At 66.5% G+C, this 26109-nt stretch carries 22 protein-coding genes, 1 tRNA gene and 2 pseudogenes; 14 read left to right on the top strand and 11 right to left on the bottom strand.

Translation table 11 applies throughout. The features are described from left to right. Positions 1-640 (top strand): sugar phosphate isomerase/epimerase family protein (locus tag AVT10_RS02740; protein WP_066688135.1); only part of this gene is annotated, 640 nt, incomplete at its 5' end. A 99-nt stretch (positions 641-739) separates the two neighbouring features. Here AVT10_RS02740 and AVT10_RS02735 read toward each other — a convergent pair. The 7 genes and pseudogenes from AVT10_RS02735 to AVT10_RS18670 form a co-directional block, all read right to left on the bottom strand. Then, positions 740-2242: a citrate lyase subunit alpha gene (locus AVT10_RS02735; RefSeq protein WP_066687974.1), complete on the bottom strand. Its 1503-nt coding sequence runs from the start codon at positions 2240-2242 to the stop codon at positions 740-742. Between the two features lie 13 nt (positions 2243-2255). Continuing rightward, positions 2256-3065: an HpcH/HpaI aldolase/citrate lyase family protein gene (locus AVT10_RS02730; RefSeq protein ID WP_066687965.1), complete on the bottom strand. Its 810-nt coding sequence runs from the start codon at positions 3063-3065 to the stop codon at positions 2256-2258. Beyond that, on the bottom strand, positions 3055-4206 hold the full coding sequence (locus AVT10_RS02725; RefSeq protein ID WP_066687963.1) for a CaiB/BaiF CoA transferase family protein: 1152 nt from the start codon (positions 4204-4206) through the stop codon (positions 3055-3057). The genes AVT10_RS02730 and AVT10_RS02725 overlap by 11 nt, the downstream gene beginning before the upstream one ends. Before the next feature lie 67 nt (positions 4207-4273). After that, a complete protein-coding gene (locus tag AVT10_RS02720; RefSeq protein ID WP_066687961.1) occupies positions 4274-5728 on the bottom strand; it encodes an aldehyde dehydrogenase family protein in 1455 nt (484 codons plus the stop codon). After that, positions 5725-6846, bottom strand: a complete 1122-nt coding sequence (locus AVT10_RS02715) for an NAD(P)-dependent alcohol dehydrogenase (RefSeq protein ID WP_066687959.1) — start codon at positions 6844-6846, stop codon at positions 5725-5727. The genes AVT10_RS02720 and AVT10_RS02715 overlap by 4 nt, the downstream gene beginning before the upstream one ends. An 11-nt stretch (positions 6847-6857) precedes the next feature. Continuing rightward, the gene (locus AVT10_RS02710) at positions 6858-7604 is read right to left on the bottom strand and encodes an SDR family oxidoreductase (RefSeq protein ID WP_066687956.1); all 747 of its coding nucleotides are present in this window, start codon (positions 7602-7604) and stop codon (positions 6858-6860) included. A 29-nt stretch (positions 7605-7633) separates the two neighbouring features. Next, a pseudogene (locus tag AVT10_RS18670) lies at positions 7634-9082 on the bottom strand (aldehyde dehydrogenase family protein). Positions 9083-9275: 193 nt separating this feature from the next. On the opposite strand from AVT10_RS18670, the gene AVT10_RS02700 reads away from it, so the two are divergent. Then, complete coding sequence (locus tag AVT10_RS02700; RefSeq protein WP_066687953.1) at positions 9276-10166, top strand: LysR family transcriptional regulator; 891 nt, start codon at positions 9276-9278, stop codon at positions 10164-10166. Positions 10167-10168: 2 nt separating this feature from the next. Here AVT10_RS02700 and AVT10_RS02695 read toward each other — a convergent pair whose 3' ends face one another. Together AVT10_RS02695 and AVT10_RS02690 are read right to left on the bottom strand one after the other, a co-directional pair. After that, the gene (locus tag AVT10_RS02695; protein WP_066688133.1) at positions 10169-11878 is read right to left on the bottom strand and encodes a GMC family oxidoreductase; all 1710 of its coding nucleotides are present in this window, start codon (positions 11876-11878) and stop codon (positions 10169-10171) included. Between the two features lie 27 nt (positions 11879-11905). Further along, the gene (locus tag AVT10_RS02690; RefSeq protein ID WP_198158473.1) at positions 11906-12787 is read right to left on the bottom strand and encodes a transporter; all 882 of its coding nucleotides are present in this window, start codon (positions 12785-12787) and stop codon (positions 11906-11908) included. A 131-nt stretch (positions 12788-12918) separates the two neighbouring features. On the opposite strand from AVT10_RS02690, the gene AVT10_RS02685 reads away from it, so the two are divergent. Then, positions 12919-13830, top strand: a complete 912-nt coding sequence (locus AVT10_RS02685; RefSeq protein WP_164523818.1) for a LysR substrate-binding domain-containing protein — start codon at positions 12919-12921, stop codon at positions 13828-13830. A 332-nt stretch (positions 13831-14162) separates the two neighbouring features. Continuing rightward, positions 14163-15827: a carboxylesterase/lipase family protein gene (locus AVT10_RS02680; RefSeq protein WP_066687940.1), complete on the top strand. Its 1665-nt coding sequence runs from the start codon at positions 14163-14165 to the stop codon at positions 15825-15827. 15 nt (positions 15828-15842) lie between these two features. On the opposite strand, the gene AVT10_RS18040 is transcribed toward AVT10_RS02680, so the two are convergent. Next, a complete protein-coding gene (locus AVT10_RS18040) occupies positions 15843-16253 on the bottom strand; it encodes a hypothetical protein (RefSeq protein ID WP_157092665.1) in 411 nt (136 codons plus the stop codon). Here AVT10_RS18040 and AVT10_RS02675 point away from each other — a divergent pair. Beyond that, positions 16134-17024 (top strand): annotated as a pseudogene (locus AVT10_RS02675) (SDR family NAD(P)-dependent oxidoreductase). The gene AVT10_RS18040 and the pseudogene AVT10_RS02675 overlap by 120 nt on opposite strands. A gap of 357 nt (positions 17025-17381) precedes the next feature. Here AVT10_RS02675 and AVT10_RS02670 read toward each other — a convergent pair. Beyond that, positions 17382-17471, bottom strand: a tRNA-Ser gene (locus tag AVT10_RS02670). 116 nt (positions 17472-17587) lie between these two features. Between AVT10_RS02670 and AVT10_RS02665 the strand changes: the two genes are divergently transcribed. The 9 genes from AVT10_RS02665 to AVT10_RS02625 are packed head-to-tail and all read left to right on the top strand — an operon-like array spanning position 17588 to position 25865. Continuing rightward, positions 17588-18610, top strand: a complete 1023-nt coding sequence (locus AVT10_RS02665) for a lytic murein transglycosylase (protein WP_066687939.1) — start codon at positions 17588-17590, stop codon at positions 18608-18610. Beyond that, on the top strand, positions 18607-19377 hold the full coding sequence (locus tag AVT10_RS02660; RefSeq protein WP_066687937.1) for an SPOR domain-containing protein: 771 nt from the start codon (positions 18607-18609) through the stop codon (positions 19375-19377). The genes AVT10_RS02665 and AVT10_RS02660 overlap by 4 nt, the downstream gene beginning before the upstream one ends. A gap of 17 nt (positions 19378-19394) precedes the next feature. Beyond that, positions 19395-20561, top strand: coding sequence for a D-alanyl-D-alanine carboxypeptidase family protein (locus AVT10_RS02655; protein WP_066687935.1), 1167 nt, complete (start codon positions 19395-19397; stop codon positions 20559-20561). Continuing rightward, entirely contained in the window at positions 20558-21184 is a 627-nt protein-coding gene (gene tmk / locus AVT10_RS02650) for a dTMP kinase (protein ID WP_066687932.1), read from the top strand. Before AVT10_RS02655 ends, tmk begins: the two co-directional genes overlap by 4 nt. After that, a complete protein-coding gene (locus AVT10_RS02645) occupies positions 21181-22167 on the top strand; it encodes an AAA family ATPase (RefSeq protein ID WP_066687929.1) in 987 nt (328 codons plus the stop codon). The genes tmk and AVT10_RS02645 overlap by 4 nt, the downstream gene beginning before the upstream one ends. A gap of 11 nt (positions 22168-22178) precedes the next feature. Further along, entirely contained in the window at positions 22179-23726 is a 1548-nt protein-coding gene (gene metG, locus AVT10_RS02640; protein WP_066687926.1) for a methionine--tRNA ligase, read from the top strand. Next, positions 23723-24502: a TatD family hydrolase gene (locus AVT10_RS02635; protein WP_066687923.1), complete on the top strand. Its 780-nt coding sequence runs from the start codon at positions 23723-23725 to the stop codon at positions 24500-24502. Before metG ends, AVT10_RS02635 begins: the two co-directional genes overlap by 4 nt. Then, positions 24499-25263 (top strand): MBL fold metallo-hydrolase, encoded by a 765-nt coding sequence (locus tag AVT10_RS02630; protein ID WP_066687921.1) that lies wholly within the window; start codon positions 24499-24501, stop codon positions 25261-25263. Before AVT10_RS02635 ends, AVT10_RS02630 begins: the two co-directional genes overlap by 4 nt. Then, positions 25260-25865: a retropepsin-like aspartic protease family protein gene (locus AVT10_RS02625; RefSeq protein WP_232307841.1), complete on the top strand. Its 606-nt coding sequence runs from the start codon at positions 25260-25262 to the stop codon at positions 25863-25865. The genes AVT10_RS02630 and AVT10_RS02625 overlap by 4 nt, the downstream gene beginning before the upstream one ends. The last annotated feature ends 244 nt before the right edge of the window (positions 25866-26109 follow it).

Genomic DNA, 26109 nt, shown 5'->3' with positions numbered 1-26109 from the left:
GCTACCGGGGTCCCTTTTCCACGCCGATCCACATCGTTCGGGGCGCGAGGCGGTCGATACGATCGTGAAGTTCGGCGGCAGTTACATGAATACCTGCCCAACGCAGAACTACTACGGTTCGGGACCGCTGAGCCGCGAAGAGGTGCAGCAATGCGCCAGGGTGATGAACGAGATCGGCCGCTATGCCACCGATCACGGCGTCAAGATCGGGCTTCACAACGAGTTCTTCTGCGCGATCAATCTGCCGAACCATCGCGAACTGATCGAATCGACCGATCCGGCGTACGTCCACTACTGCCTCGACACTGCACAGGTGGCGATCATGGGCGAGGATTTGCTGACCTTCTACCGCGATTATCGTGACCGGATCAGCACCTTCCACCTGAAGGATACCGCTTCGCAGCGGCAGCCGGACAGCGTGCGCTATGCACAGGACCCGGAGATCACCGACGACGGCACGCGCTGGTTCTGGGAACCGGGGCTCGGCACGCTCGATCTGGCGGGGCTGTACCGGATGCTGAAGGAGGATCAATTCAAGGGCTGGATGTCGATCGAATATGACGGTTCGCCCGACCTGCTCGCGTCGATGGCGCTGACCCGCTATCATCTCGATACGGTGTTGAGGCCGATCTACGACTGACCGGTAGGGCAGCGGAAACGTGATCTACAGGATCGGCAACCTGCCGACAGCGGGCTGTCGATCCAATTTTTAGGTCCAGAAAGAGCGGACGGTTGGTCTTCAGCCGGATTGCCGGATCACATCCGTGACGGTGCCGTCGAAATATTCCACGACCGCAATGATCCTGTTACCGCTCGTTCGGGACTTGTCATTGGTTCGGCCAGTCTGTTCGCGTGCCAAGCTGGCCAATTCCTCGATCGACACCAACGGCAGCCCCGCGTCGACGAAGCGCGCGATCAGGTCGGTGCGCAGGGGATTTACCGCGATGCCGGCCTCCGTCACGACGACATCGACGGTCGCGCCCGGGGTCGTCACGCATTCGACGTCACGGACGATCTTCGGGTTGCCCTTGGCACTCAGCCGCGTGGTGATGATGGTCAGCTTCGCGCCGGCGGCCGTATCGGCATGGCCGCCCGACCCGCCGATGATCTTGCCGCCCCCGACCGCCGTGACGTTGACGTTGAAGGCCGTGTCGACCTCGGCCGCGCCCAGGATCATCACGTCCAGTCGACCGGCGACCGCGTCGCGGCGGCTGGGATCGGCATAGAGCGACGCCGACATGGCCTGATGCGCGGCATCGGTACGATACGACGCCACGGCGGCCAGATCGAAGCACTGGACGTCGTAGAGCCGCTCGAACAGGCCCTCGTGGAACATCTCGACCAGCGTTCCCGTGATCCCGCCGGCGGCAAAGCTGCCCTTGATGCCCTTTTGCCGCATGATCGCGGCGACATCGCCGGCCACCGCCAGCGACGTGCCGCCAGCCCCGGTCTGGAAGGAAAAGCCGTCGACCAGCAGGCCCGAGGCGTCGATCGCACGCGCCGCCATCGCCGCGATCCGCAACGATACCGGATCATCGGTGATCCGCGTCGTGCCCGAGACGATCCGGGTGGGATCGCCGATCGAGGGCACCACGACGACCGCGTCGACCTCGTTGCCGGCGATGTCGATGCTGGCGAGCCGGTCGTCCAGCAGATTGTCGGTGACGGCGACGACCCGCCTGGCATAGCGCGCATCGACCATTGCATAGCCCAGCGGACCACAGGCCGACGGCCCGATCGCGCCGCTGAGATTGCCCTGGCGGTCCGCCGAGGGCGCCGCCACGAAGGCGACGTCGATCGGCAACGCGCCGGTCGCGATGGCGCGCGCGCGGCCGCTATGGGTCTGCAGGACGGCCGGATGGCGCAGTTCGCCGGCGGAGATCGCGCGCGCGACCGGACCGGCGACATAGGCGGTGCTGATCCGGGTGATCACTCCGCTACGGATATGCGGCACGAGCGGGGCATGGACCGGGAAGATCGAGCTGGCCGCGACATGGAGATCGCGCAGCCCGCGCGCCGCCAGCACATCGACGACGGCGCGCATGACATCGTCGCCGTCGCGAAGATGATGGTGGAACGAGATGGTCGCGCCGTCGCGAAGGTCGAGCGTATCGACGACCGCGTCGATCGAGTCGAACAGCGGCACCTGCGCCCGCCGCTTCGCCGCCTTGTCGACCGGCCGCGCGCGGAACGGCCGCACCGGGCCATAGCCGTCGATGTGATCGGGCAGTCGGCGGGTCATCGCTCGCTCCGCATCAGTCGATGTTGGCGAGGATACGCTGCGCCTGCGCGATCACCGGCTTGTCGATCATGCGGCCATCCACGGCGATCGCCGCGCCATTCGCCTGCTCGGCCGCCGCGATGACCCTGTGCGCCCAGGCCACCGCCCCCTCGGTCGGTCGCAGCGCCGCATGGACCGCCGCGACCTGAGCCGGGTGGATGCACATCTTCGCGCCGAAGCCCGCCTTCGCCGATGCCGTCATCGCCCGTGCCACGACGTCGGGATCGCGAAAGTCGGTGGTGACGCCGTCGATCGGCGCGGCGATGCCGCCGACCCGCGATGCCAGCACCAGTTGCAGGCCCAGCGGTGCCAGCAATGTCTCGTCGGTGACGCCCAGGTCGAGCGCCAGATCGATCGTCCCGAAGGCCAGTCGGCGAACGCCCGGCGTGGCGGCGATCGTCCGGACATCGGCGACGCCGTGCGCGCTTTCGATCAGCGCGACGACCGGCGCGACCGCACAGGCCCGCGCCAGCCCGTCCCCCGGCTCCGCCTTGGCGAGCATGATCCCGAGGACGCCCGGATGCGCCGCCACGCGCAAATCCTCGTCGAACCACCCGGTCCCGGCGTCGTTGACCCGGAGCAGGACGGGGCGGTCGGGATCGAGCTGCGCCGTCAGTGCGGCGCGCGCGGCGACCTTCTCGTCGGGCGGCACCGCATCTTCCAGATCGACGATGACGATATCGGCCTCGGTCGCCAGCGCCTTGGCGATCCGTTCGGGGCGATTGGCGGGGACGAACAGGAAGGACCGGGCATCGTCGATCCGCCGGCCTGGGTCATGCGGCATGCGACACCATGCCCGGCGCCAGCCCGAGTTCGGCGAGGATCGCATCGGTATGCTCGCCCAGCGCGGGGATCGCGTCCATGCGCGCGTCGGGGCGGCCGGGCGGCAACAAGGCGGGGATCGGTCCGATCGGCGAAGACACGTCAACCCAGCGCCCGCGCGCCGCCAGCTGCGGATGCGCCCACAGCCCGGCCATGTCGTTGACGCTGGCATTGGCGATCTTCGCGGCGTCGAGCCGATCGAGAACCTCGGCGCGGGCCAGGTCGCCAAAGGCCGCCGTGATGATCGCGGCCAGCGCGGCCCGGTTTTCCGACCGGCGCGATGTCGAGGAGAAGCGCGGATCGGCGGCCAGGTCGGGCTGTTCCAGCACGATGGTGCAGAAGGCCGCCCATTCACGCTCGTTCTGGATGCCGAGCATCACCTCCCCGTCCGCGGTGCGGAAAGGGCCGTACGGATAGATGGTCGCATGCGATGCGCCGACGCGCGGCGCCTGGGGCGCGCCGTCATAGGCGTAATACATCGGGAAGCTCATCCACTCGGCCATCGCCTCCAGCATCGACACGTCGATATGGCGGCCCTTGCCGGTGCGGCCACGCTCGATCAGCGCGGCTAGGATATTGGTATAGGCGTACATGCCCGCGGCGATGTCGGCGATCGAACAGCCCGCCTTCGCCGGTTCGTCGGGGGTGCCGGTCACCGACAGGAAACCCGACTCGCTCTGGATCAGCAAGTCATAGGCCTTGCGATCGCGATGCGGTCCGTCCTGGCCATAGCCGGAGATGTCGCACACGATCAGTCGCGGATGCGCGTCGTGCAGCGTCGCGAAGTCCAGGCCCATGCGCTGCGACGCGCCGGGGGCGAGGTTCTGGACCAGCACATCCGCCTTGTCGATCAGCCGCGACAGGACGGCTATGCCCTGCGGCGACTTCAGGTCGAGCGCCAGGCTTTCCTTCGACCGGTTGCACCACACGAAATGCGAGGAGAGGCCACCGACCCGTTCGTCATAGGCACGCGCGAAGTCGCCGCTTTCGGGGCGTTCGACCTTGATGACGCGGGCGCCCAGATCGGCGAGCTGCCGGGTGGCGAACGGCGCGGCGATCGCATGCTCCAGGCTGACGACGGTAATGCCTTCGAGAGGGCGCATGGCCGCTATTCCCTTGAATGGTTCGCTGGAGTGGCGGGGCGGCCGATGGAGCCGCCCCGGCCGGTCATCACTTGCGGAACATGTAGGTCTTGGTGTTGGTGAACTCGGCCAGCCCCTCCGCGCCGTTCTCGACGCCCAGGCCCGACTGTTTGTGGCCGCCGAAGGGGATGTCGATCCCGTGGATATGGATCTCGTTGACCCAGACCGTGCCGGTCTCCAGCCGCTTGGCGACGGCGATGGCGGCATCGCGGTCGCGGCCCCAGACCGATCCGGCGAGGCCGAAGGGCGTGTCGTTGGCCTTGGCGATCACCTCCTCGACATCGTCGAAGGCGATGATCGGCAGGATCGGGCCGAACGGCTCCTCCTTGACGATACGGCTGGTCTCGGGCGGGTTGTCGACGATGGTGACGGGCACGAAATTGCCCGCCAGGCTCTCGTCGATCGTACCGCCCAGCGGGACGGTGTAGCCGTTCGCCTTCACATCGGCGAACAGGTCCTTCAGCTTGTCATACTGCATCCGGTTCTGGATCGGGCCGAGATCGGTCGCCGGGTCCATGCCGTCGCCGACCGTCTGCTGACGGCCATATTCGACGAAGGCGGCGACGAAGGCGGCATGGATCGAACGGTGGACGTACAGGCGCTTGGAGGCGATGCACCACTGGCCCGAATTGCCGAACGCGGCCCAGAACAGGGTGGGGATCAGCGGCTCCCAATCGGCATCGGCCAGCACGATCGCGGCGTCGTTGCCGCCGAGTTCCAGCGTGATCCGCTTCAGGTTCGACGCGCCCGACGCCATCACCTTCTTGCCGGTGGCGGTCGAGCCGGTGAAGCTGATCTTGGCGATGTCGGGATGTTCGGTCATCTGCGCGCCCAGATCGTTGCCGCCCGATACGATGTTGAGCACGCCGGCCGGGAACACCCGCTGCGCGATCTCGCCGAAGCGCAGCGTGCACAGTGGGGTATAGGGCGACGGCTTCATCACCATCGTGTTGCCGGTCAACAGGCACGGCGCAATCTTCCACAGGCCCAGCAGCACGGGGAAGTTCCACGGCGTGATCGCACCGACGACGCCCAGCGGGGTGTGGTGCACCTCGACGATATGATCGTCGGTGTCCTCGATCACCTCGACCGGCAGTTCGCGCTTGGCGACCTCGCGGACCCAGTAGATCGCGGCCTCCACCTCGCCGGTCGCCATGCTGTGGCGCGGCTTGCCCTGTTCGAGGGTCAGCAGCGTGATCAGCTCGTCCTTGTTCGCCTCCAGCGCGTCGGCATAGGCGGTGACATAGGCGCCACGCTCGGCCCAGGGCAGCGCCGACCAGCCGGGGAACGCCGCCTTCGCGGCCGCGATCGCGGCCTCCATATGCTCGGCGGTGCCCTCGGGCGCCTGGGCCAGCACCTGGTTGGTGGCGGGGTTGAGGACGTCGAACGACTTGTTCGTCTCGACCAGCTTGCCGTCGATCGTCAGCGCATAGGGGCCGGCGAAATCGATGGTCAGCGGCGCGTCGGTGAGAGTAGCGGTCATGCGTTGGCTCCTGAAGCGGGACGTACGATGGGTTTCAGCACCCGGCCGGACTCGGAGTCCGCGATCGCCTGGTTGATGTCGGCAAGGTCGTAGAACGCTATCAGGCGGTCGAACGGGAAGCGGCCGGCGCGCCACAATTCGATCAGCTGCGGGATGAACACCTGCGGCACGCTGTCGCCTTCGATGATGCCGCGCACCGTGCGCCCGAACAGCAGGGTGTTCATGTCCAGGCTGGCGCAATCGCCCAGGTTCGCCGCGCCGATCAGGCCGCAGGTGCCGGGGATGCGCAACGCCTCCACCGCCTGCGCCAGCACCTTGGGGTTGCCGGTGCATTCCAGCGTGAAGTCGGCGCCGCCCGTGCCGGTGATCTCCCTGATCCGCTCGACCGCATCCTCCTTGCCGGCGTTCACGCCGTGCGTCGCGCCCAGTTCCTTGGCCAGCGCCAGGCGGTCGTCATGCAGGTCGACGAGGATGATCGTGGTGCAGCCGACCGCCGCGGCCGCCATGGCCGCCGACAGCCCGACCGAGCCCGCGCCGAAGATCGCGATCGACGAGGCGGCGGGCGGCTTCAGCGCGTTCAGCACCGCGCCCGCGCCGGTCTGGATACCGCAGCCCAGCGGCCCCATCAGCTCGAGCGGCACGTCGCTGCGGATCTTGATGGCGTTGCGCTCGGTGGCGATGGCATAGGTGCCGAAGCTCGATTGCGCGAAGAAGGCGCTGCCCAGCGGATGGCCATGCGCGTCGCAGACGGCCTGGCTGCCGTCCATGCGGCTGCCCTTGAAATTGCGGTCGTAGAATTCGACGCAATAGCCCGGCCGGCCCGAGCGGCACTCGCCGCAGCGGCCGCAATGGCCATAGGACAGGACGACATGATCGCCGGGGGCCAGGGTGGTGACGCCGTCGCCGACCTGCTCGACCACGCCCGCGCCCTCATGCCCTAGGACCAGGGGCAGCGGCACGGGATAGCCCTGATCGCGCACCACCATGTCGGTGTGGCACACGCCGGTGCCGACGATCCGGACCAGGACCTCGCCGGTGCGCGGCGCCTCGAACCGGGCGTCGACGATCTCCAGCGGCTGCGATTTCTCGCGCGCGACGGCGGCTTTTCCTTCGATCATCCCTTCGCTCCTCAAATCGTGCGACCGCCATCCACCGGCAGTTCGACGCCGGTGATGAAATCGGACTGGGCGAGATACATGGCGGCATCGGCGACATCGCCGGGTTCGCAGAACCGACCGAGCGGGATCGAGCCCAGGAATTTCTGACGGTTTTCGGGCGTGTCGGGCATGCCCATGAAATCCTCGAGCATGCCGGTGACGCCCATGACCGGACAGATCACGTTGACGCGGATCTTCCACGGCGCCAGTTCGACCGCCAGGCTCTTCGACAGCATGTTGGTCGCGCCCTTGGAGCCATTATACCAGGTCAGGCCCGGACGCGGCCGGATGCCGGCGACCGATCCGACGTTCAGGATGACCCCGCCGCCATTGTCGCGCATGGCGGGCACCACGGCGTGCACCATGTGATAGATCGACTTGATGTTGACGTTCAGGACGCGGTCGAACGTCGCCTCGTCCACGTCGAGCAGCGGCTGGTTCTTGTGGGTATAGCCGGCATTGTTGACGACGATGTCGGGCACGCCGAACGTGTCGATCGTCGCCTGGACCGCCGCATCGATGGCGGCGCGCGCGGTGACGTCGGCCTGCACGCCGATCGCGCGGCCCTCGCCGATCGCGTCGGCGACCGCGCGGGCCTTGTCGCCGTTCAGATCGACGATCACCACCCGGGCGCCGGCCGCGGCATAGCGGTGGGCGATCGCTTCCCCAAAGCCACTGGCCGCGCCGGTGACGATGGCGATCTTACCGTTCAAGTCCATACCCTATCCTCTTCCTAAGTCCGCGGGGCTCACCCGTGGTTGAGCACCATCGTCTTGGTCTTGCTGAAATCATGCAGGGCGGCGAAGCCCTTTTCGCGGCCATGCCCGCTCTTGCCCGAACCTCCGAAGGGCAGCTCGATACCGGCGCCCGCGCCATAGCAGTTCACGAAGACCTGGCCGGAGCGGATGCGCTTGACGAGCCGCATCTGGCGCGCGCCGTCGCGGGTCCAGACCGCCGCGACCAGCCCGTAATCGGTGCCGTTGGCGAGGCGTATCGCATCGGCCTCGTCATCGAAGGGCTGGATGGTCAGCACCGGGCCGAACACCTCCTCCTGCGCGATGACGTTGCCGCGCGGCACCGGGCCGAACAGCGTCGGCTTCACATAATAGCCGTCCGCCGCGATACCCTCGGCCAGCACGCCCTGCGCGAGCACCGGCACGCCGTCCGCCTCGGCGCGGTCGATGAAGGACTGTACCCGGCGCTGCTGCTTGGCGGTGATGATCGGGCCGCAGTCGAGGTTCATCTCGGGCGCGCCGACACGGACCTTGGCGAAGGCGTCGGCGAGCCGTTCGACAAAGGCGTCATAGGCCGAGCGCTCGACCAGCACGCGGCTGCCCGCCGAACAGGTCTGGCCGCTATTCTGGATGATCGCCTTGACGATCACCGGGATGGCCGCATCGAAATCGGCATCGGCGAAGACGACCTGCGGCGACTTGCCGCCCAGTTCGAGGGTGCAGGTGATGTAATGATCGGCGCACAGCTTCTAGATGACCTGGCCCACTTCGGGCGAGCCGGTGAACGACATGAAGTCGACGCCCTGATGCGCGGCCAGCGCGGCGCCCGCGACCTGCCCCTTGCCGGTGACGATGTTGATCGCGCCCTCGGGGAAACCCGCCTCGGCCGCGAGTTCGACCAGACGCAGCGAGGTGGCGCAGGCGTCCTCCGCCGGCTTCAGCACGGTCGCGTTTCCGACCGCCAGCGACGGCGCCAGGGTGCGGCCGAACATCTGCGCGGGATAGTTCCAGGGCAGGATATGCCCGGTCACGCCGTGCGGTTCGTGCAGCACGCCGACATGATAGCCGGGCAGATAGGGAATGGTCTCGCCGTGCAGCTTGTCCGCCGCGCCGCCATAGAATTCGAAATAGCGGGCGAGCGCGACGATATCGGCATCGGCGACGCCCTTGGGCTTGCCGGTGTCCTTGGCCTCGATCGCCGAGAGTTCCTGTGCGTGCGCCAGGATCGCGTCGCCCAGCCGCATCAGCATCCGGCCGCGCTCGGTGGCGGTGGTGCGGCCCCAGGCGCCCTCGTCATACGCCTTGCGCGCGGCCGCGACCGCCAGGTCGACATCGGCGGCCGTGCTGTCGGCGATCGTGCCGAAGCTCTTGCCCGTCGCCGGTTCGTAGATGGGCATGGTCGCGCCCTCGACCGGATCGGCCCAGGCCCCGTCGATGAAATTGCGGCTGAAGTCGGTTTTCATACGCTCGCTCCCGGTCACCGTCGCGGCCTGGCGGACCAACGATCGGGGGGAGGCGCCGGGTCGCCGGACAGGCGGACGGCCGGACATGATCACCTCTCCCGATCGGGCGCTTACGGCCTCTATGACTTGTAGATATTCGGTCCTTTCAATATCGTCCAATAGGTCGAACCGAGGTTTTTGATTAGTTTTCGATATGGAACTCCGCCATCTCCGATACGCGCTCGCGGTGGCCGACGAGCGGCATTTCACCCGGGCCGCCGCGCGGCTGGGCATCGCGCAACCGCCGCTCAGCCAGCAGATCAAGGCGTTGGAGGACGAACTGGGCGTGCGGCTCTTCCACCGGCTGACGCGCGGGATCGAGCTGACCGAGGCCGGGGTGGCGTTCATGCCGTTCGCGCGGGCCGCGCTGGAGGCGGCGGACCATGCCGCCGATGCGGCGCGGCGCGCGGCGCGCGGCGAGATCGGCGGCATCTCGATCGGCTTTACCAGCTCGGCATCCTTCAATCCGCGCGTGCCGCATATCATCGGCCGGTTCCGCGAGGCCTATCCGACGCTGGAGATCATGCTGGAGGAGAAGGCCACCACCGCGCTCCTGCAATCGCTGCAGGCCGGAACGCTGGATGTCGCGTTCCTGCGGCCGACCCTGGGCGAGACCGACGGACTGGTCAGCCGGCGCCTGCCCGACGAGGATCTGTGGATCGCGCTGCCCGCCCGGCACCGGCTGGCGGGGGCGACGTCGCTGGCGCTGGTCGAGCTCGCCGGCGATCCCTTCATCCTCTATCCGCGCGCCAATGGTCGGCTGCTCTATGACAGCATCATCGCCGCCTGCCGCAATGCGGGCTTCAGCCCCCGGATCGCGCAGGAAGCACCGCAGATGGCATCGACCGTGAACCTGGTCGCGGCGGGGGTAGGGGTCGCGCTGGTGCCCGAATCGCTGTGCCGCCTGCATGCGCAGGGGGTCACCTATGCGCGGATCGCGGGCGACGGTCCCAAGGCGCAGCTCGTCGTCTCGCACCGCCGCACCACGCTGGTGCCGCCCGCCGTGCGCAACTTCATGAGCTGCGTCGCAGCGGACGGCGGATAGCGTCAGGCGTTCGCCGCGATCAGCCTGGCGGCGCGCCAGCCGATCAGGATCGACGGCGCATTGGTGTTGCCGGTGGTGATCGACGGCATGACCGAGGCGTCGGCGACGCGCAGCCCCTCGACCCCGTACACCCGCAACTGCGGATCGACGACGGCGGTCGCATCGGTGCCCATCTTGGCGGTGCCGACCGGATGGAAATAGGTCGACGCCGACTTCTTCAGGAACGCGCGATATTCGACCGGCGACGATGCCGCCCGGCCGGGTAGCAGCTCGGCCTTGCGAATGTCCTTATAGGCATCGGAATTGCCGATGGCGCGCGCCAGATTGGTCGCCTCGCGCAGCGCGATCAGGTCCTGTTCGACCGCCAGATAGTTCGGATCGATCAGCGGGGCCGCGCGCGGATCGGCCGAGGTCAGCCGGATGCTGCCGCGCGATTTCGGACGCATCACGCCCGACAGGATCGCATAGCCGTTGGTCTGTTGAAGGTTCAGTTCCTTGGTCGCGAACGGCACGCTGACATAGAGCGCGTTGATGTCGGGCACCGGCTGCGACGGCGTCGACCGCCACCACATATAGACTTCGGAATGGTTGTACTGGGTGGGCGGTACCGGGCGCTTCGCCTCGTAATTGACGCCGGCACCCAGGACATGGTCCTGCAGGTTCTGGCCGACGCCCGACAGCGCGACCAGCGGCTGGATGCCCAGCGACTTCAACGTCGCCGGGTCGCCGATACCGGACAGCATCAACAGCTTGGGCGTCACCAGCGCGCCGGCCGACAGGATGACTTCCTTATTGGCGCGCACGATGACCGGCTTGCCGGCGTGCAGATACTGAACGCCGACGCAGCGACCCTTCTCGACCAGCAGCTTGAGCACCGGCGCCTCGGTCAGGACCGTCAGCTTGGCGCCCTTCTCCATCGCGGGGCGCAGGAAGGCGACCGCCGAGCTCTGGCGCTTGCCGGCATGGACCGTCATGTTGACCCAGGCGGGACCTTCGAGCGTCCCGCCATTGAAGTCGGGGGTCTCGGGATAGCCGAGCGACTTGGCGCCTTCCATGAACGCACGCGCGCCTTCATGCCCCTTGGCGGGGTCGGGCCGCGATACGTGGAGCGGGCCGCCGGCGCCGCGCATGGCGCTGGCACCGCCCTCCCAATCCTCGAGCGCCTTGTAATCGGGCAGGACCGAGTCCCAGTCCCAGCCGGTCGCGCCGTTATACGCCCAGTCGTTGTAATCCTGCGCGCTGCCCCGGCAGTAGATCATGCAGTTCACGCTGCTGCACCCGCCCAGACCCTCGCCGCGCGGATAGGGAACGACGCGATTGGCGGCGTGCGCCTGGGGCGTGGTCTCATATCCCTTGGTGAAGGCGGAAGCCAGCGCGGCGGGCCATTGCGCAGGGTCGGCAATCAGCGGGCTGTCATCCTGGATGCCGCTTTCCAGGACGAGCACCGACGCGCCGGTGCGCTGCGCCAATTGCCCCGCCACGGTCGCCCCGGCCGAGCCCGCGCCGATCACGATATAGTCGGCCGCCCGAGGCGCGGCCGACGTCCGCGTCGACTGCGCCCATGCCTTGCCCCCGGCCAGCCCGAGCGCGTTGGCGACCGCGAAGCCGGCGCCGGCGGCCATCGCCGCGCTCAGGAAGGCGCGGCGATCGAACGCGCCCCGCGAATAGGCGTTCAGGGCGTCGCCCAGGCGCCGGCCGTCAATGTCGTCCATCATCCTCATCCTCTGTTCTTCGTTTTTTCAGAATACCTTGAGCAGGCGTAGCTGGACCCGCGCGCCCTCGCGAAAGCCGTTATGGACCGACAGGTCGGTGCCGACCTGCGTCAGCAACTGCCATTTCGGCGAGAAGGTGTGCCGGTAGGTTCCCAGCACCGACAAGGTGCGCGTGATGTTGCGCTGGTCGACCCGATCGATGCTGGTTGCGCCACCGTTCAGGTACATCAGGCGGACATTCGCCTCGTTGGCGGGATCGATCAGATAGCGGGCGAAACCTTGGACCCGGTATTGCGCCTTCTGCCGGAGCGCCGCTGTCCCCAATTCGCTATTCTTGCCGAACACCATGGCGTCGCCGCCCAGCTCGGCGACGAAATGGTCGCCGAACCCCTTGGAATAGACGACCTGCAACGACCCCTTCCACCGGTTCTCGCCCAGGTTCAGCGCCTTGGTCCGATCATATTCGCCGGTCGGGATGAACAGATAGGGGGTGATGCCGAGATAGGATTTGTTCGCTGGGTCGTTGTGCACCCACAGGGTCGATACCAGGATGGTGTCGCCAAAGCCGGTCGTCTTGCCGAGCGCGGCCGTCGAGCCTCCGGCTTCGATATGGCCGAAGGGCTGAAGCACCTGATAGTCGAGCGTCATGCCCGCGACCTTGGTAAAGCCGACATAGCGGAAGATGGTGACGGCCACGTCCAGCTCGGCCTTGTCGTCGACCTTCCTGCCGTTCGCATAGAGTGAACCGGAATGCGCGAATTGCTGATAGACCAGGCCCAGATGCGTACCGGACGGCGCCGGTACGTAATCGCCCGCGTCGATCGCCTGGGCCGATGCCGGCGACGCTGCGCCTGTCGCCCATCCAAAAGCCGCTACGGCCGCTGCAACCGTGCAGAGACGCTGTCCCATCATCATCCCCTCGTCCATTTTTCGTGGCTCTCATGACGGAGCCTGAACACAGGAATTATCGCTTTCGTCAGCCTAGTATATCGCCGTATGAACAACGTTGATTTCGCCGTTCGCGAACGATGGAGGCGGCCATGCTGCAGGATCTGGTCTCGCTACGGCTGTTCGTTCGTGCCGCGGAAAGCGGCAAGCTGGGCGAGGCGGCACGACAAGGCAATCTGGCGATCGCGGCCGCGTCGCGGCGCATCGCCCTGCTGGAGGCGCAGTTCGGCGTGCGGCTGTTCGATCGCAGCCGATCGGGCCTGACGCTGACCCCGGCGGGCAGCGCCCTCCTCGTCACCGCGCGCACCCTGTTGGAACAGGCGCGGGCGATCGACGATGAAATGGCCGATTTCGCCGGGGGCATGCGCGGGGTGGTGCGGCTGCACACCAATCCCTCGGCGATCATCCAGTTCCTGCCCGCCGACCTCGCATCCTTCGCCGCGACGCGGCCCGACGTCCGCATCGACCTGGAGGAAAATATGAGCGCCGCAATCGTCGAGGCGGTGGCGGCCAATCGTGCCGACCTCGGCATCATCATCGGTGGCACCGCCAGGCGCGGGCTCGCGACCATGGGGTATCGCCAGGATACTTTGGCGCTCTTGAGTCCAAGGGGGATGTACTCGGATCGGCAGACGATCGAGTTCGCCGAAGTTCAGGACCGCGACTTTGTAGGTCTGGTCGGATCGACCGCGCTCACCCGGACGATGCTCGCCGAGGCGGCAAAGGCCGACCGCGCGCTGCGCCTGCGCGTGCAGGTGCAGAGTTTCGACGGCGTATGCCGCATGGTGGAATCGGGGTTCGGCTTGGGCGTCCTGCCGGAAAAGGCGGCGCGCGCCTTTGCCCGGTCGATGGCGCTCGACGTCGTTCCGCTGTCCGACCCCTGGGCCACCCGGCAGATGGAGATATGCATCTCGCCTTCGGTGCGACCGGGGTCGCTGGCGCGTGTCCTGGCCGAACATCTTTCCGGCTTTGCCGAAGCGCCGGGCGAGGTTTTCGAAGGTTAGGAGGCGCCGACTTTTGGCCTCCCCAAAAACGTCGGGCTCCGATCGAGGTCAATTTTGGTAATAGGGGATCAGGAGCGTACTGGACTAGCTGATCAAGTGCGGCGAGCAGTGGGAGCGGACGTCCCGCAACATCATTGGTGGTGCGATGACGAAAGAGCGTTGGCTTCTGGATAGTCGAATAAGCAGGTGAGAACAGGTTTGCGGGCAACGCTGCCCGTTGGCCTCCAGCTACAAGCGACGACCACTTCCAATCTGATCCAATCTACCGCTACGTTGAACGGCGCCTGGCTCCGCTCCGCTTCCGGGCCCCGCTTCCGCAAGGGATCACACCCATGAACCGTGTTACCACAGCCCTTATCCTCGCCACCGCACTGGCCGCCAGTCCTGCCGCAGCCCAGTCTGCCGGTCCGACGATCCGTACCGACGACGGTACCGTCCGCGGACAGGCCGCTGAGGGCGTCGAAAGCTGGAAAGGTATTCCCTTTGCCGCGCCGCCGGTCGGCCCGCTACGCTGGCGCGCACCGCAGCCGGCAGCGAAGTGGACCGGTGTCCGCGACGCCACCCGATATAGTCCGGACTGTATGCAGAAGCCCTTCCCGAGCGACGCCGCTCCGCTCGGCACCACTCCGGCAGAGGACTGCCTGTACGCCAATGTCTGGCGGCCGACGGGAGCCAGGGGCAAGTTGCCGGTGCTGGTTTGGATCTATGGCGGTGGCTTCGTGAACGGCGGGGCGTCGCCACCGACCTATGCCGGTGCGAACATGGCCACGAAGGGCGTCGTGTTCGTCAGCTTCAACTACCGCCTTGGCCGCTTTGGCACCTTTGCCCTTCCGCAACTGACCGCGCAGAATGCCGATGGCGGCCGGTTGGGCAATTACGGGATCATGGATCAGGTCGCGGCGCTGCAATGGGTCAAGCGCAACATTGCGGCGTTCGGCGGCGATCCGGCGGACGTGACGATCTCGGGCGAGAGTGCCGGCGGCATCTCGGTCCATGCGCTGGTCACTTCGCCCGAAGCGAAGGGCCTGTTCAACAAGGCGGTCGTGATGTCTGGCGGCGATGCGAAGGCGTTCACCGGCAATACGTTGGCGGATGTCGAGACGATTGGCGGCAACTTCGCCCGGAGCAAGGGGATCGATCCCGCCGCCCCCGACGCGCTGCAACGCCTGCGCGCGCTGTCGGCGGAGGACGTGCTCGACGGGCTCAACATGGCGCAGATGTCCGGCCGCCCCGGCGCACCGCCGACCAATTCGGGACCGTTCGTCGATGGCAGGGTCGTGGTCGATGTCCGCAAGGCCTATGAACAGGACCGCTTTGCCCGGATGCCGATGATGATCGGCGCGACCAGCGCCGATATCGGCGGCAAGAGCGGGTTCATGATCGCGGGCGGGCGCGAGGCATCGGCGATGATCGCCGACAGGGGCGTGCCGGTCTGGCAGTATCGCTTCTCCTACGTCGCCGATTCCATCGGGCAGGGCGGCGCCCAGCACGCGACAGACATCCCCTATTTCTTCGACAATGTTCGCATCAAATATGGCGCGCAGACGACAGCGAAGGACGAAGCCGTCGGCGCGGCGATGAGCACGTACCTGGCCAACTTCGTAAAGCGCGGGGATCCGAACGGCGGCGCGATGGCGCTGTGGCCACGCTACACCCGTGCCAACGACACGCTTGCCGACTTCGCGGCCTCCGGCAAGGTCGTGGTAGCGCGAGACCCGTGGGGCGCCGAGATCGACCGCGTGTCGCAGGCGCTGGCGGCGGCGAAGGCTTCGGGGCGCTACACCACGCTGACCACGCCCATCGGCGAGCTCCTCGACAATCCGGCCACGCGCGCGGTGCTGGAGCGGCATGTTCCGGCGTTCCTGAAGAACCCGCAACTCGACATGGCGCGCGGCACGACGCTGTACGGGTTGCAGACCTATCTGCCCGACCAGTTTACCGACGCGTTGCTGGCTAAGATCGACCACGATCTCGCAGCCGTTCCGGTCAGGAAGTAGGATACTGAACTCGGGCTAAAGGGACCGGGACCGGATGATAGTCGCTGCCGGTACAGTGGCATTGGCGGCCGGGTGGTTCGAAGGCGTTCGAGCCGATCCCGTCACCATCAACCGGTTGCAGTAATCGCGGTCGGAAACGCGGTTGAACGGGCTTCCGACCGTCAGTGATGCCTTCGTCGAGTGTTGTGCGATCTTCCCGTTACCCGAATGCCAATGGCCCAGCGCACGGTCCTGGGCGTTCGCTGACCGGCTATGATTGAAGCATGTCGAATGGCCGGTGAATGGCGAGTTTCGGCGTGTACCGCCATGCACCGTCAGGATCATGATCGTCCACTCGTCTGCGATCTCGTCCAGCACCGGGCGGATAAGAGGCGCGTCTATCATCACCGTGCACGACAGGGCCTGCAGGTCGGCATCGCTCGCCATATCTATGCTACTCCGAGCGCGTTCTTGATAGCAGATATGCTTCGTATGTCTGGTTCGCCATCTCGAATGAAAGGGCTGAAGATGGCAAGAATGGCAGGCAAGGTCGCGCTAGTAGTCGGTGGGGCGAGCGGAATTGGTCTCGCGACCGGACGTCGGTCGCACGAGGTTGCCGCCGCGGCTGAGAGTATCGGTCCATCGGCGCACGGCGTAGAAGCCGACGCGGCGTGCCAAGGCGATCTTGAGCAAGTCGTGGCGGAGGCCAAGCGTCTGCATGGTCGCATTGACGCGATGGTGCTTAACGCCGGATTGTCGGAGCCGGCAACAATCGTCGAGGAAACTGGCGAGCATTTCGACCGGCACTTCGCCATCAACGTGCGCGGCGCGCTGTTTGGGATTCAGGCGGCGCTGCCCGTGCTCAGCGACGGAGCATCGGTGGTGCTGGTCGGCTCGATCGCCGACGCGATGGGCGTGACGCCGTTCAGTACTTACGGAGCGACCAAGGCGGCACTGCGCTCCTACGCGCGCAGCTAGGCGGCCGGGCAGGCGCCGCGATGCATCCGCGTCAATGTCGTCGCACCGGGACCAACCGATACGGACATGATGGCTGCGGCACCCGAGGAGATGCGGCAGATGCTCATCGCGCCGATTCCGCTCGGCCGCATGGCGCGCGCCGACGAGATTGCCGCCGCTGCCGTCTTCCTACTCAGCGACGAAGCCAGCTTTATTACAGGTGCCGAACTTTGTGTCGATGGCGGCATGCGACAGGTGTAGCCAGATGAACAGGCGGCGCCTGACGTGCGGATCGGCTAGACCTCACGATCAGCATCGCCCGTCTTCAGTAGGCAGCGAGATCGGCCGATCCGCCCGAACCCGCTTAGGGAAGCACGTCTCGCGCACTTGAATGAATGACCGAAGTTAGGCGGCAAGGAACTAGCCGCGAATGTCTAAATATGGGTCGACCCAGTCCTTTGGGATTGTCCCGTAGGTTGGCTTTCGAAAAGAGAGAAGCCGGCATTCGCCTTCGAGCGTTCTACCAAGCCATCGAGCGTCTATAGACGCTTGCGTTGAGCGTAAGCCATTGGGGTAACTTCAAAATGGAACCGCACCCGCCCTGCTGGCACGACGCGTTGGCGGAAGAGGTGGGATTCGAACCCACGGAGAGCTTGCACCCTCGCCGGTTTTCAAGACCGGTTCCTTAAACCACTCGGACACTCTTCCTTCGGCGATGTCGCGACTAGAGCGGGTAGGCCGCTTTGTGCAAGCCTTTGTCGCGCGGGGGGTTCCATCGGCGTGGGGCCCTGTGCCAATACCGGGTGGTAGCGGGAGGCCGGTGTATGCGTTTGGCAAAAGCGGGGATGGCGTTCGTTCTCAGCCTGATGGCCGGGACATCGGCGTCGGCCCAGGACGCGGAGGGGTTCCAGGCCTATCTGCGCGAGGTCGCCGTCCGTGCGCGGGCGCAGGGCGTGCAGCAATCGACCATCGACGCGGTCCTGCCGACGCTGACCTACAACCCGCGGGTCGTCGAGCTCGATCGGCAGCAGCCAGGATCGTCGAACACGACCACCGTATCGCGTTTCGCCCCCTATCGCATGCGCCATGTCGATGCCGCCCGGATCAATCGTGGGCGTACCGCCTATGCCGCGCAGCGACCGCGGCTGGCGTCGATCGAACGCCAGACCGGCGTTCCCGAGGAGATCATGGTCGCGATCTGGGGCCATGAAACCAATTATGGCAGCTATACCGGCGACTTCGACCTGCCACGCAGTCTCGCGACGCTTGCCTATGAGGGCCGCCGCCGCGCGCTGTTCGAACCGGAGTTCATCGCGACGCTGAAGATGATCGACCGCGGCGTGCCGCGCGACCGGTTGAAGGGCAGCTGGGCCGGCGCGTTCGGCTATCCGCAGTTCCTGCCGTCGATCTACCTGCGCCTTGCGCGGGACGGGGATGGCGACGGGGTGCCGAATATCTGGTCGAACCCGGCCGACACGCTCGCCTCGATCGCCAATTATTTCGTCGATGCCGGCTGGCGCCCGGGCCAGCCCTGGGGCTTTGCCGTCAGCGTCCCGGCCGGCTTCGAACGGTCGATCCTGACGCCGCGATCGCTGTCGCCACGCTGTCCGCGCGTGTTCGAACGGCATAGCCAGTGGCGGAGCCTTGCCGAGTGGCGGACGCTCGGCGTGGTGCCAAACGACGGACGGCAGCTCGACCCGACGATCCAGGCGACGCTGATCGAGCCTGACGGCCCGGGCGAAACGGCGTATCTGCTGACCGGCAATTACCGGGTCATCCTCGATTACAACTGCTCGAACTACTATGCGCTGTCGGTCGGGTTGCTGGCCGACGCGGTCGCACGATGAGCTTCGGCGCTGCGGCACTGCTGATCGCCGGGTGGACGCAGAGCGGTGCGGATACGCCCCCGCCAGTCGTGCATGAGCAGCGACTGGATGATGTCGGGGCGGTAGCGATCGCGACCGGTCCTGCCGATGCGAAACTGACCGTGGCGCATCGCGGATTGCCGCCGGGCAGCTTTGCCGAAGTCACCGATCTCGCCAGCGGACGGACGATCATCGCCTTGGTCGAACCGGAAGCCGTACCGGCCGGCGGTACGATCGGTAGCCTGTCGGCAGCGACCGCGCGCGCGCTCGACCTTGGCACCGAAGGGCCGCGCACCGTCCGCATTCGCCCGGCGATACCCTCACCGGCCGAACAGGCGGCAGTCCGGGGCGGCACGGTCGTTCGTCGGCTCGATGCCCCGACGGCATTGCTCACCGCCTTGCGTAAGCGACTGCCGCAGCCGCCGCCGATGGTCGCCGCCGCCGCGCCGCAACCGGCACCGCCAGCCGTCGCCCCGGTCAAGCCCACGCCCCGACCGGCAACCCAACCCGCGCCCGCAAAGACGCCACCCGCTGCGGCCCGCGGACGGTGGTTCGTGCAGGTCGCGACACTTTCCGACGCTACCCGCGCCGCCGCGCTCGCAAAATCGGTCGATGGCGTTGTGCGTTCGACGGGCAGGCTGTACCGGGTGCAGGCAGGCCCATTCGCCACCCGAGCCGCTGCCGAAACCGCCCGTGCGTCGATCGCCCGTCGCGGCTTCGGCGACGGCCGGATCATCGCCCAGGACTGAACGGAACCACGTGCCCCATGCGTAAGATCGCCCTTTCGAGCATCGCCGCCATCGCCATTGCCACCCCCGGCATCGCCGCCGCGCCGCCGTTCGAAACGCCGGCACCGGTCGCGTTCATGACCGACCTGTCGTCTGGCGCGACGCTCTATGCCAAGGATGCCGACCGGCGAATGCCGCCCGCGTCGATGGCGAAGATGATGACCGCCTATGTCGCGTTCGACCTGATCAAGAAGGGCGAGCTGAAGCTGAACGACATGGCGACCGTCTCGCCGGAAACGTGGAAGAAGTGGCACGGGCCGCAGGCCGGTTCGACCATGTTCCTGTCGGTGAACGAGAATGTCAGCGTCGAAAACCTGCTCTACGGCATCATCGTGCTGTCGGGGAACGATGCCTGCGTGGTGCTGGCCGAAAAGATCGCCGGTTCGGAAGAGGCGTTCACCAACCTGATGAACCAGCGGGCCAAGGAACTGGGCCTGAGCAACAGCCATTTCGGTACGTCGAATGGCTGGCCGGACGAAGGGCGCACCTATGTGACCGCGCGCGATCTGGCGAAGCTCGCCACCGCGACGATCCAGAACCATCCGCAGCTGTACAAGAAATTCTACTCCAAGACCGATTTCACCTGGGGCAAGACGCTGGGCGAAGGCGCCGCGATTACCCAGGCGAACCGCGACCCGCTGCTCGGCCGCGTCCGGGGCGCCGACGGGCTGAAGACCGGCCATACCGAGGAAGCCGGCTATGGCTTCACCGGATCGGCGGAACAGGACGGTCGCCGTCTGGTGATGGTGCTGGCCGGGCTGACCAGCTCGAACCAGCGGATCGCGGAATCGGTAAAGTTCATGAACTGGGGCTTCGGGGCCTGGCGTGCACGTCCGATCGTCGCCGCCGGCAAGCGCGTCGAAACGGCTGAGGTTCAGCTGGGCGACTCCGCGACTGTCGGCCTGGTTGCGCCGCGTGCGCTGACCGTGACCATGCCGGCCGGAACCAACAGCCCGATCACAGCGAAGGTGGTCTATACCGGTCCGATCAAGGCACCGATCGCCAAGGGGCAGCATATCGCCGATCTGGTCATCGCATCGCCCGACACCGGGGAACAGCGCATGCCGCTGGTCGCCGAAAAGGACGTGGCCGAAGCCGGCTTCTTCGGTCGCGTCTGGGCAAGCCTGACCTCGCTGTTCGCTTGAGTGCGGGCCGGTTCCTGACGCTGGAGGGCGGGGAAGGGGTCGGCAAATCGACCCAGGCCCGCGCCCTTGCGGCGGCACTGGAGACGCGCGGCATCCATGTGGTGCTGACGCGCGAGCCGGGCGGCAGCGAGGGCGCGGAGGCGATCCGCGACCTGCTGATGCAGGGCGATGTCCGGCGGTGGAGCGCGCATGCCGAAGCGCTGCTGTTCGCCGCCGCGCGCGCCGACCATGTCGAAAAGCGCATCCGGCCGATGGTGGATGCGGGCAGCTGGGTCATCTGCGACCGCTTCATCGACAGCACGCGCGCCTATCAGGGGGCACAGGGGATCGACGACGCCGCCATCCTCGCGCTGCACGGCTTCGGATCGCGCGGCTTGCTGCCCGACCGGACGCTGCTGCTGACGCTTCCCGATGGTGAGGGGGATCGGCGGGCGCAGGCGCGTGACGGCGGCGCGGCCGATCGGTTCGCCGCGCGCGACGATGGGTTTCACCGCTCGGTCGCGGCGACCTTCGACCGTATCGCGCGCGACGAGGCCGATCGGGTCCGCCGGATCGACGCGTCGGGGCGGGTCGAGCAGGTCACGCAGCGCCTGATCGACGCGATAGCCGACCTGTTGCCGTGAGGCTGATCGGCAATGATGCCGCGCGCGACGCCTTTGCCGCAGCGGCGGACGGCACCGCCCTCCATCACGCGTGGCTCCTGACCGGTCCCGAAGGGGTCGGCAAGGGCATGTTCGCGCGCGAAATGGCGCTGCGGCTGCTCGCGACGGCGCTCGACGGTCGCAGCCGGATGCGCGGAGAGATTGCCGAGGATCACCGGGTCGCGCAGTTGATGGCGGCCGGCGCCCATCCCGATTATCGCGAGCTTGTCCGCCTTCCCAAGGACCCGGACAAGCCCGATCAGGACATTGCCCGCAGCATCAAGATCGATGAGGTTCGCACCCTGCAACCGATGTTCGCGACCAAGCCGGCGCTGTCGTCGCGGCGGGTGATCGTGATCGACGCGATCGACGACCTGGAGCGCCCCGGCGCCAACGCGCTGCTCAAGAATCTGGAGGAGCCGCCGGTCGGCACGATCTTCCTGTTGGTCAGCCATTCGCCCGGTCGATTGCTCCCGACGATCCGCTCGCGCTGTCGCCAGTTGCGGTTCGACCCGCTGACCGACGATCAGGTGGCGGCAGTCGTCCGCACGCACATTCCGGAGATCGAAGCGGCGGAGGTCGCGGCACTGGTCGCAGCGGCCGACGGATCGCCGGGCCGCGCGCTGGCCTATGCCGGGCTGTCGGTGGCGGCGCTCGACCGCGACCTGTCGGAAATCGCCGCGACCGGCGATACCGACAACCGCATCCGCTCGCGCCTTGCCAAGTCGCTCGCCGGCAAGACCGCGCAGCCGCGTTATTCGGTCTTTCTCGACCGGGCTCCGGCGCTGATCGCCGCGACTGCCCGTACCCGAACCGGACCGGGGCTGCGCGATGCGCTGGACGCCTATGACAAGGCGCGGTCACTGGCGGCGATGGCACCTGCGCTGTCACTGGTGGCGGAAACGACCGTCTTCGAAATGGCGGGCCTCGTCGCACGACTGGCGCCGGGGCGCGGGATCGCCTAGAGGCTCGGACCATGTCCGATCCATTCTACATCACCACCGCGATCCATTACCCGAACGGCCGGCCGCATATCGGCCATGCCTATGAAATGATCGCCGCCGACGCGATCGCCCGCTTCCAGCGGCAGGCCGGACGCGACGTCTTCTTTCAGACCGGGACCGACGAACACGGTCTGAAAATGGTCAAGACCGCACGCGACCGCGGCGTCGAGGTTCGCGATCTCGCGGACGAAATGTCCGGGTATTTTCGTGACATGGTGGGCATTCTGAACATTTCGTGCGATCGGTTCATCCGTACCGTCGAGCCGCAGCATTATGCCGCTTCGCAGGCGATCTGGACCGCGATGCGCGATGCCGGCGACCTCTACCTCGACCGGTATGAGGGCTGGTATTCGGTCCGCGACGAAGCCTTTTACGAGGAAAAGGAACTGACCGACGGGGAGGGCGGGGTACGCCTGTCGCCGCAGGGTACGCCGGTCGAATGGACCGCCGAGGAGACGTGGTTCTTCCGCCTGTCGAATTATCAGCAGCCGTTGCTCGATTTCTACGCGGCCAACCCGGACTTCATCCAGCCGGAAAGCCGTCGTAACGAAGTGCTGCGCTTCGTCGAAGGCGGACTGACCGATCTGTCGGTATCGCGCACCAGCTTCGACTGGGGCGTGCCGATCCCCGACAGTCCCGGCCATGTCATGTATGTCTGGGTCGACGCGCTGACCAATTATCTGACCGGGGCGGGTTATCCCGATGCGCCGAACCATTACTGGCCGGCGGCGCTGCACCTGATCGGCAAGGACATCGTCCGCTTCCACGCGGTCTATTGGCCCGCCTTCCTGATGTCGGCGAAGCTGCCCTTGCCGCATAAGGTGTTCGGCCATGGCTTCCTGCTGAACCGGGGCGAAAAGATGTCGAAGTCGACTGGCAATGTGGTCGACCCGATCAAGCTCGCCGAACTCTATGGCGTCGATGCGCTGCGTTATTTCCTGCTGCGCGACATCAGCTTCGGGCAGGACGGCACCTTCTCGGACGAGGCGATCGTCGCGCGCGCCAACAGCGATCTCGCCAACAGTTTCGGCAACCTTGCCCAGCGCACCCTGTCGTTCATCGCCAAGAATTTGGAAGGCGCGCTGCCGGACGAGGGGCGGGGTGATCCCGCCGATGCCGCGCTGTTGACGGCCGTGGGTGAGGCGATCGACGGCTACCGCTCCGCCTTTGCCGAACTGGCGCTGGGGCAGGCGCTGGAGGCGTGGATGCGCGGTGTCTTCGCCTGCAACCAGTATATCGACGTGCAGGCGCCGTGGGCGCTGCGCAAGACCGATCCGGAGCGGATGCATGCCGTTCTCGGCACGCTGGTCCGCGCGATCCGCGATCTCGCCATCGCCATCGAACCGGTGGTTCCGGCCTCGGCTGCCGCCCTGTTGGCGCAGTTGGGGCAGTCGGGCAGGGGGCATGAGGCGCTTGGCGATCATGGCTGGTATGGCGAACAGCAGGGCGCCGGGTTCCGCATCGCGCCGCCGACGCCGATCTTCCCGCGACTGGCGCTTGCCGAGGTCGAACCCGCATGAAGCTGGCCGACAGCCACTGCCATCTGAACTACAAGGGTGTCGCCGATGCCTCGGAGGAGGTGCTGGCACGGGCGCGCGCTGCCGGCGTCGTGGCGATGCTCAACATCTCGACGCGCGAAAGCGAGTGGGATGCGGTGATCGGCACCGCCGAGCGCGAACCCGATGTCTGGGCGACGATCGGCATCCATCCGCATGAGGCCGACGAGCACCCGCACGTCGATACCGACCGCCTGATCGCCGCCGCTGCGCATCCCCGCGTCGTCGGCATCGGCGAAAGCGGCCTCGACTATTATTACGACCATAGCGACCGCGCCGCCCAGCAACGCAGCTTCCGCGCCCATCTGGCCGCCTGCCGCGAAACCAGGATACCAATCGTCGTCCACACGCGCGACGCCGAGGCAGATACCGCCGCGATCCTGCGGGACGAGCTGGGGAAGGGGGCCTTTCCCGGCGTCCTCCACTGTTTCACCGGTTCGGCCGAACTCGCCCGCATCGCGCTCGACCTCGGCTTTTACATCTCGATTTCCGGCATCGTGACGTTCAAGAGCGCGCTGAGCTTGCAGGCGGTCGCCCGTGACCTGCCGCTCGAAAGACTGCTGATCGAAACCGATGCGCCGTTCCTGGCGCCGGTGCCGCATCGCGGGAAGCCCGGCGAGCCGGCGTTCGTCGCCGACACCTGCCGCTTCCTGGCGCAATTGCGTGGCGAGGAACCGGAGCATCTGGCTGACGCGACCCGCGGGAATTTTCACCGTCTCTTTGCCAAGACGCTGGCATGAAGATCCGTATCCTCGGCTCGGGCACGTCGTCCGGCGTGCCGCGGATCGGAAACGACTGGGGGGCCTGCGACCCCGCCGAACCGCGCAATCGTCGGACGCGCGTGTCGGCGTTGGTCGAACATGCCGGGTCGCGCATCCTGATCGATACCGGCCCCGACATGCGTGAACAACTGCTTGCCGCCAATGTCGCGACCGTCGACGCCGTGCTGTGGACGCACGACCACGCCGATCATTGCCACGGCATCGACGACCTGCGACAGCTGTTCCACAACGCCCGTGCGCCTGTGGCGGGCTATGCGCGCGCAGCCACATTGGCGAGCCTGACATCGCGGTTCGATTATGTGTTCGCGGGTCGGGCAGGGTATCGCGCTACGGTCGCCGGCGCCTTGCTGCCCGACGAACTGACCATCGGCTCGATTACGGTTCGGTGTACCGATCAGCCGCACGGATCGATCGAATCCGCCGGATTGCGGTTCGACAGCGATCGGGCTTCGATCGGCTATGCTACCGATTTCAGCAACGTGACGCCGGAAATGCTCGAACTCTACCGCGATGTCGACATTCTGGTCGTCGACGCCCTTCGCGTCGCGCCGCACCCGACGCATCCTTCGCTTGACCAAGCCATTAAATTCGCGCGGAACTGCAGGGCAGGTCGGACCGTCCTGATCCACATGGATCATTCGATGGACTATGCGACGCTGCGTGACAGCCTGCCGGACGGTGTCGAGCCCGGCTATGACGGGATGGAATTGGTCCCGTGACCGACAATCGGGCGATCTACGTCGTGCTCGGCCTGATGATGCTGATCCTGCCGTTATCGTCGCTGCTGGCACGACGGCCCTCGGCTGGCGTGGTCGTTCGGTCGCTGTTCGGCTGGGCGGTGATCGTGGCGATCCTGTACGTCGCGTTCAGCAATCGCGAGCGCATTACTGAATTGGCGGGAACGATGGGAGAACAGCTAGGTGTTGCCGAGCAAAGCGTCGAGGGCGATACCGTGCGTATCCGACAGTCGGTCGATGGCCATTTCTGGGCGGTGGCGCAGCTCAATGGAGTCGAGCGCCGGATGCTGATCGACAGTGGTGCGACGTCCACGGCGATCTCCGAAGCGACCGCGCGGGCGATCGGTGTGACGCCGCGACGGGTGCCGCCGGTGATACTGTCGACGGCGAACGGGACGATCCAGGCAGCACGCGGGCGGATCGAGACGGTGCGGATCGGCTCGCTCGAAACGCGGGACTTGCCAGTGGTGATTTCGCCGACCTTCGGTGAACTGGACGTGGTAGGTATGAATTTCCTGTCGCGGCTCGGAAGTTGGCGAGTGGTACGCGGAACGTTGGTCCTCGAAGCCGAGAAACCGATATGATTTTACATAATGTTTATTATCGGAATATGATAGATGGGTGTCGAAACCGGGCACGATGGCATTCACATGACGCGTGACGCGCGTGCGACGGACGGTATTTCTGACCGGGATATCCGTCATAGCGCCGGTCCGGCGTCCGGTGGTGGTGGCGACGATGGTGCCACCGGAGCTACCGGCCGGCATTTCGGTTCCGACGTTAGCACGCGGGCGGATATCGATCGTGCCGCCCTTGCAACAACCACCG

The sequence above is a fragment of the Sphingomonas hankookensis genome, from assembly GCF_001619955.1.
In the GTDB taxonomy this organism is placed as follows: Bacteria; Pseudomonadota; Alphaproteobacteria; order Sphingomonadales; family Sphingomonadaceae; genus Sphingomonas; species Sphingomonas hankookensis_A.
Note: the sequence above shows the minus strand (reverse complement) of the source record. Positions and strands in the feature narration are given on the sequence as shown.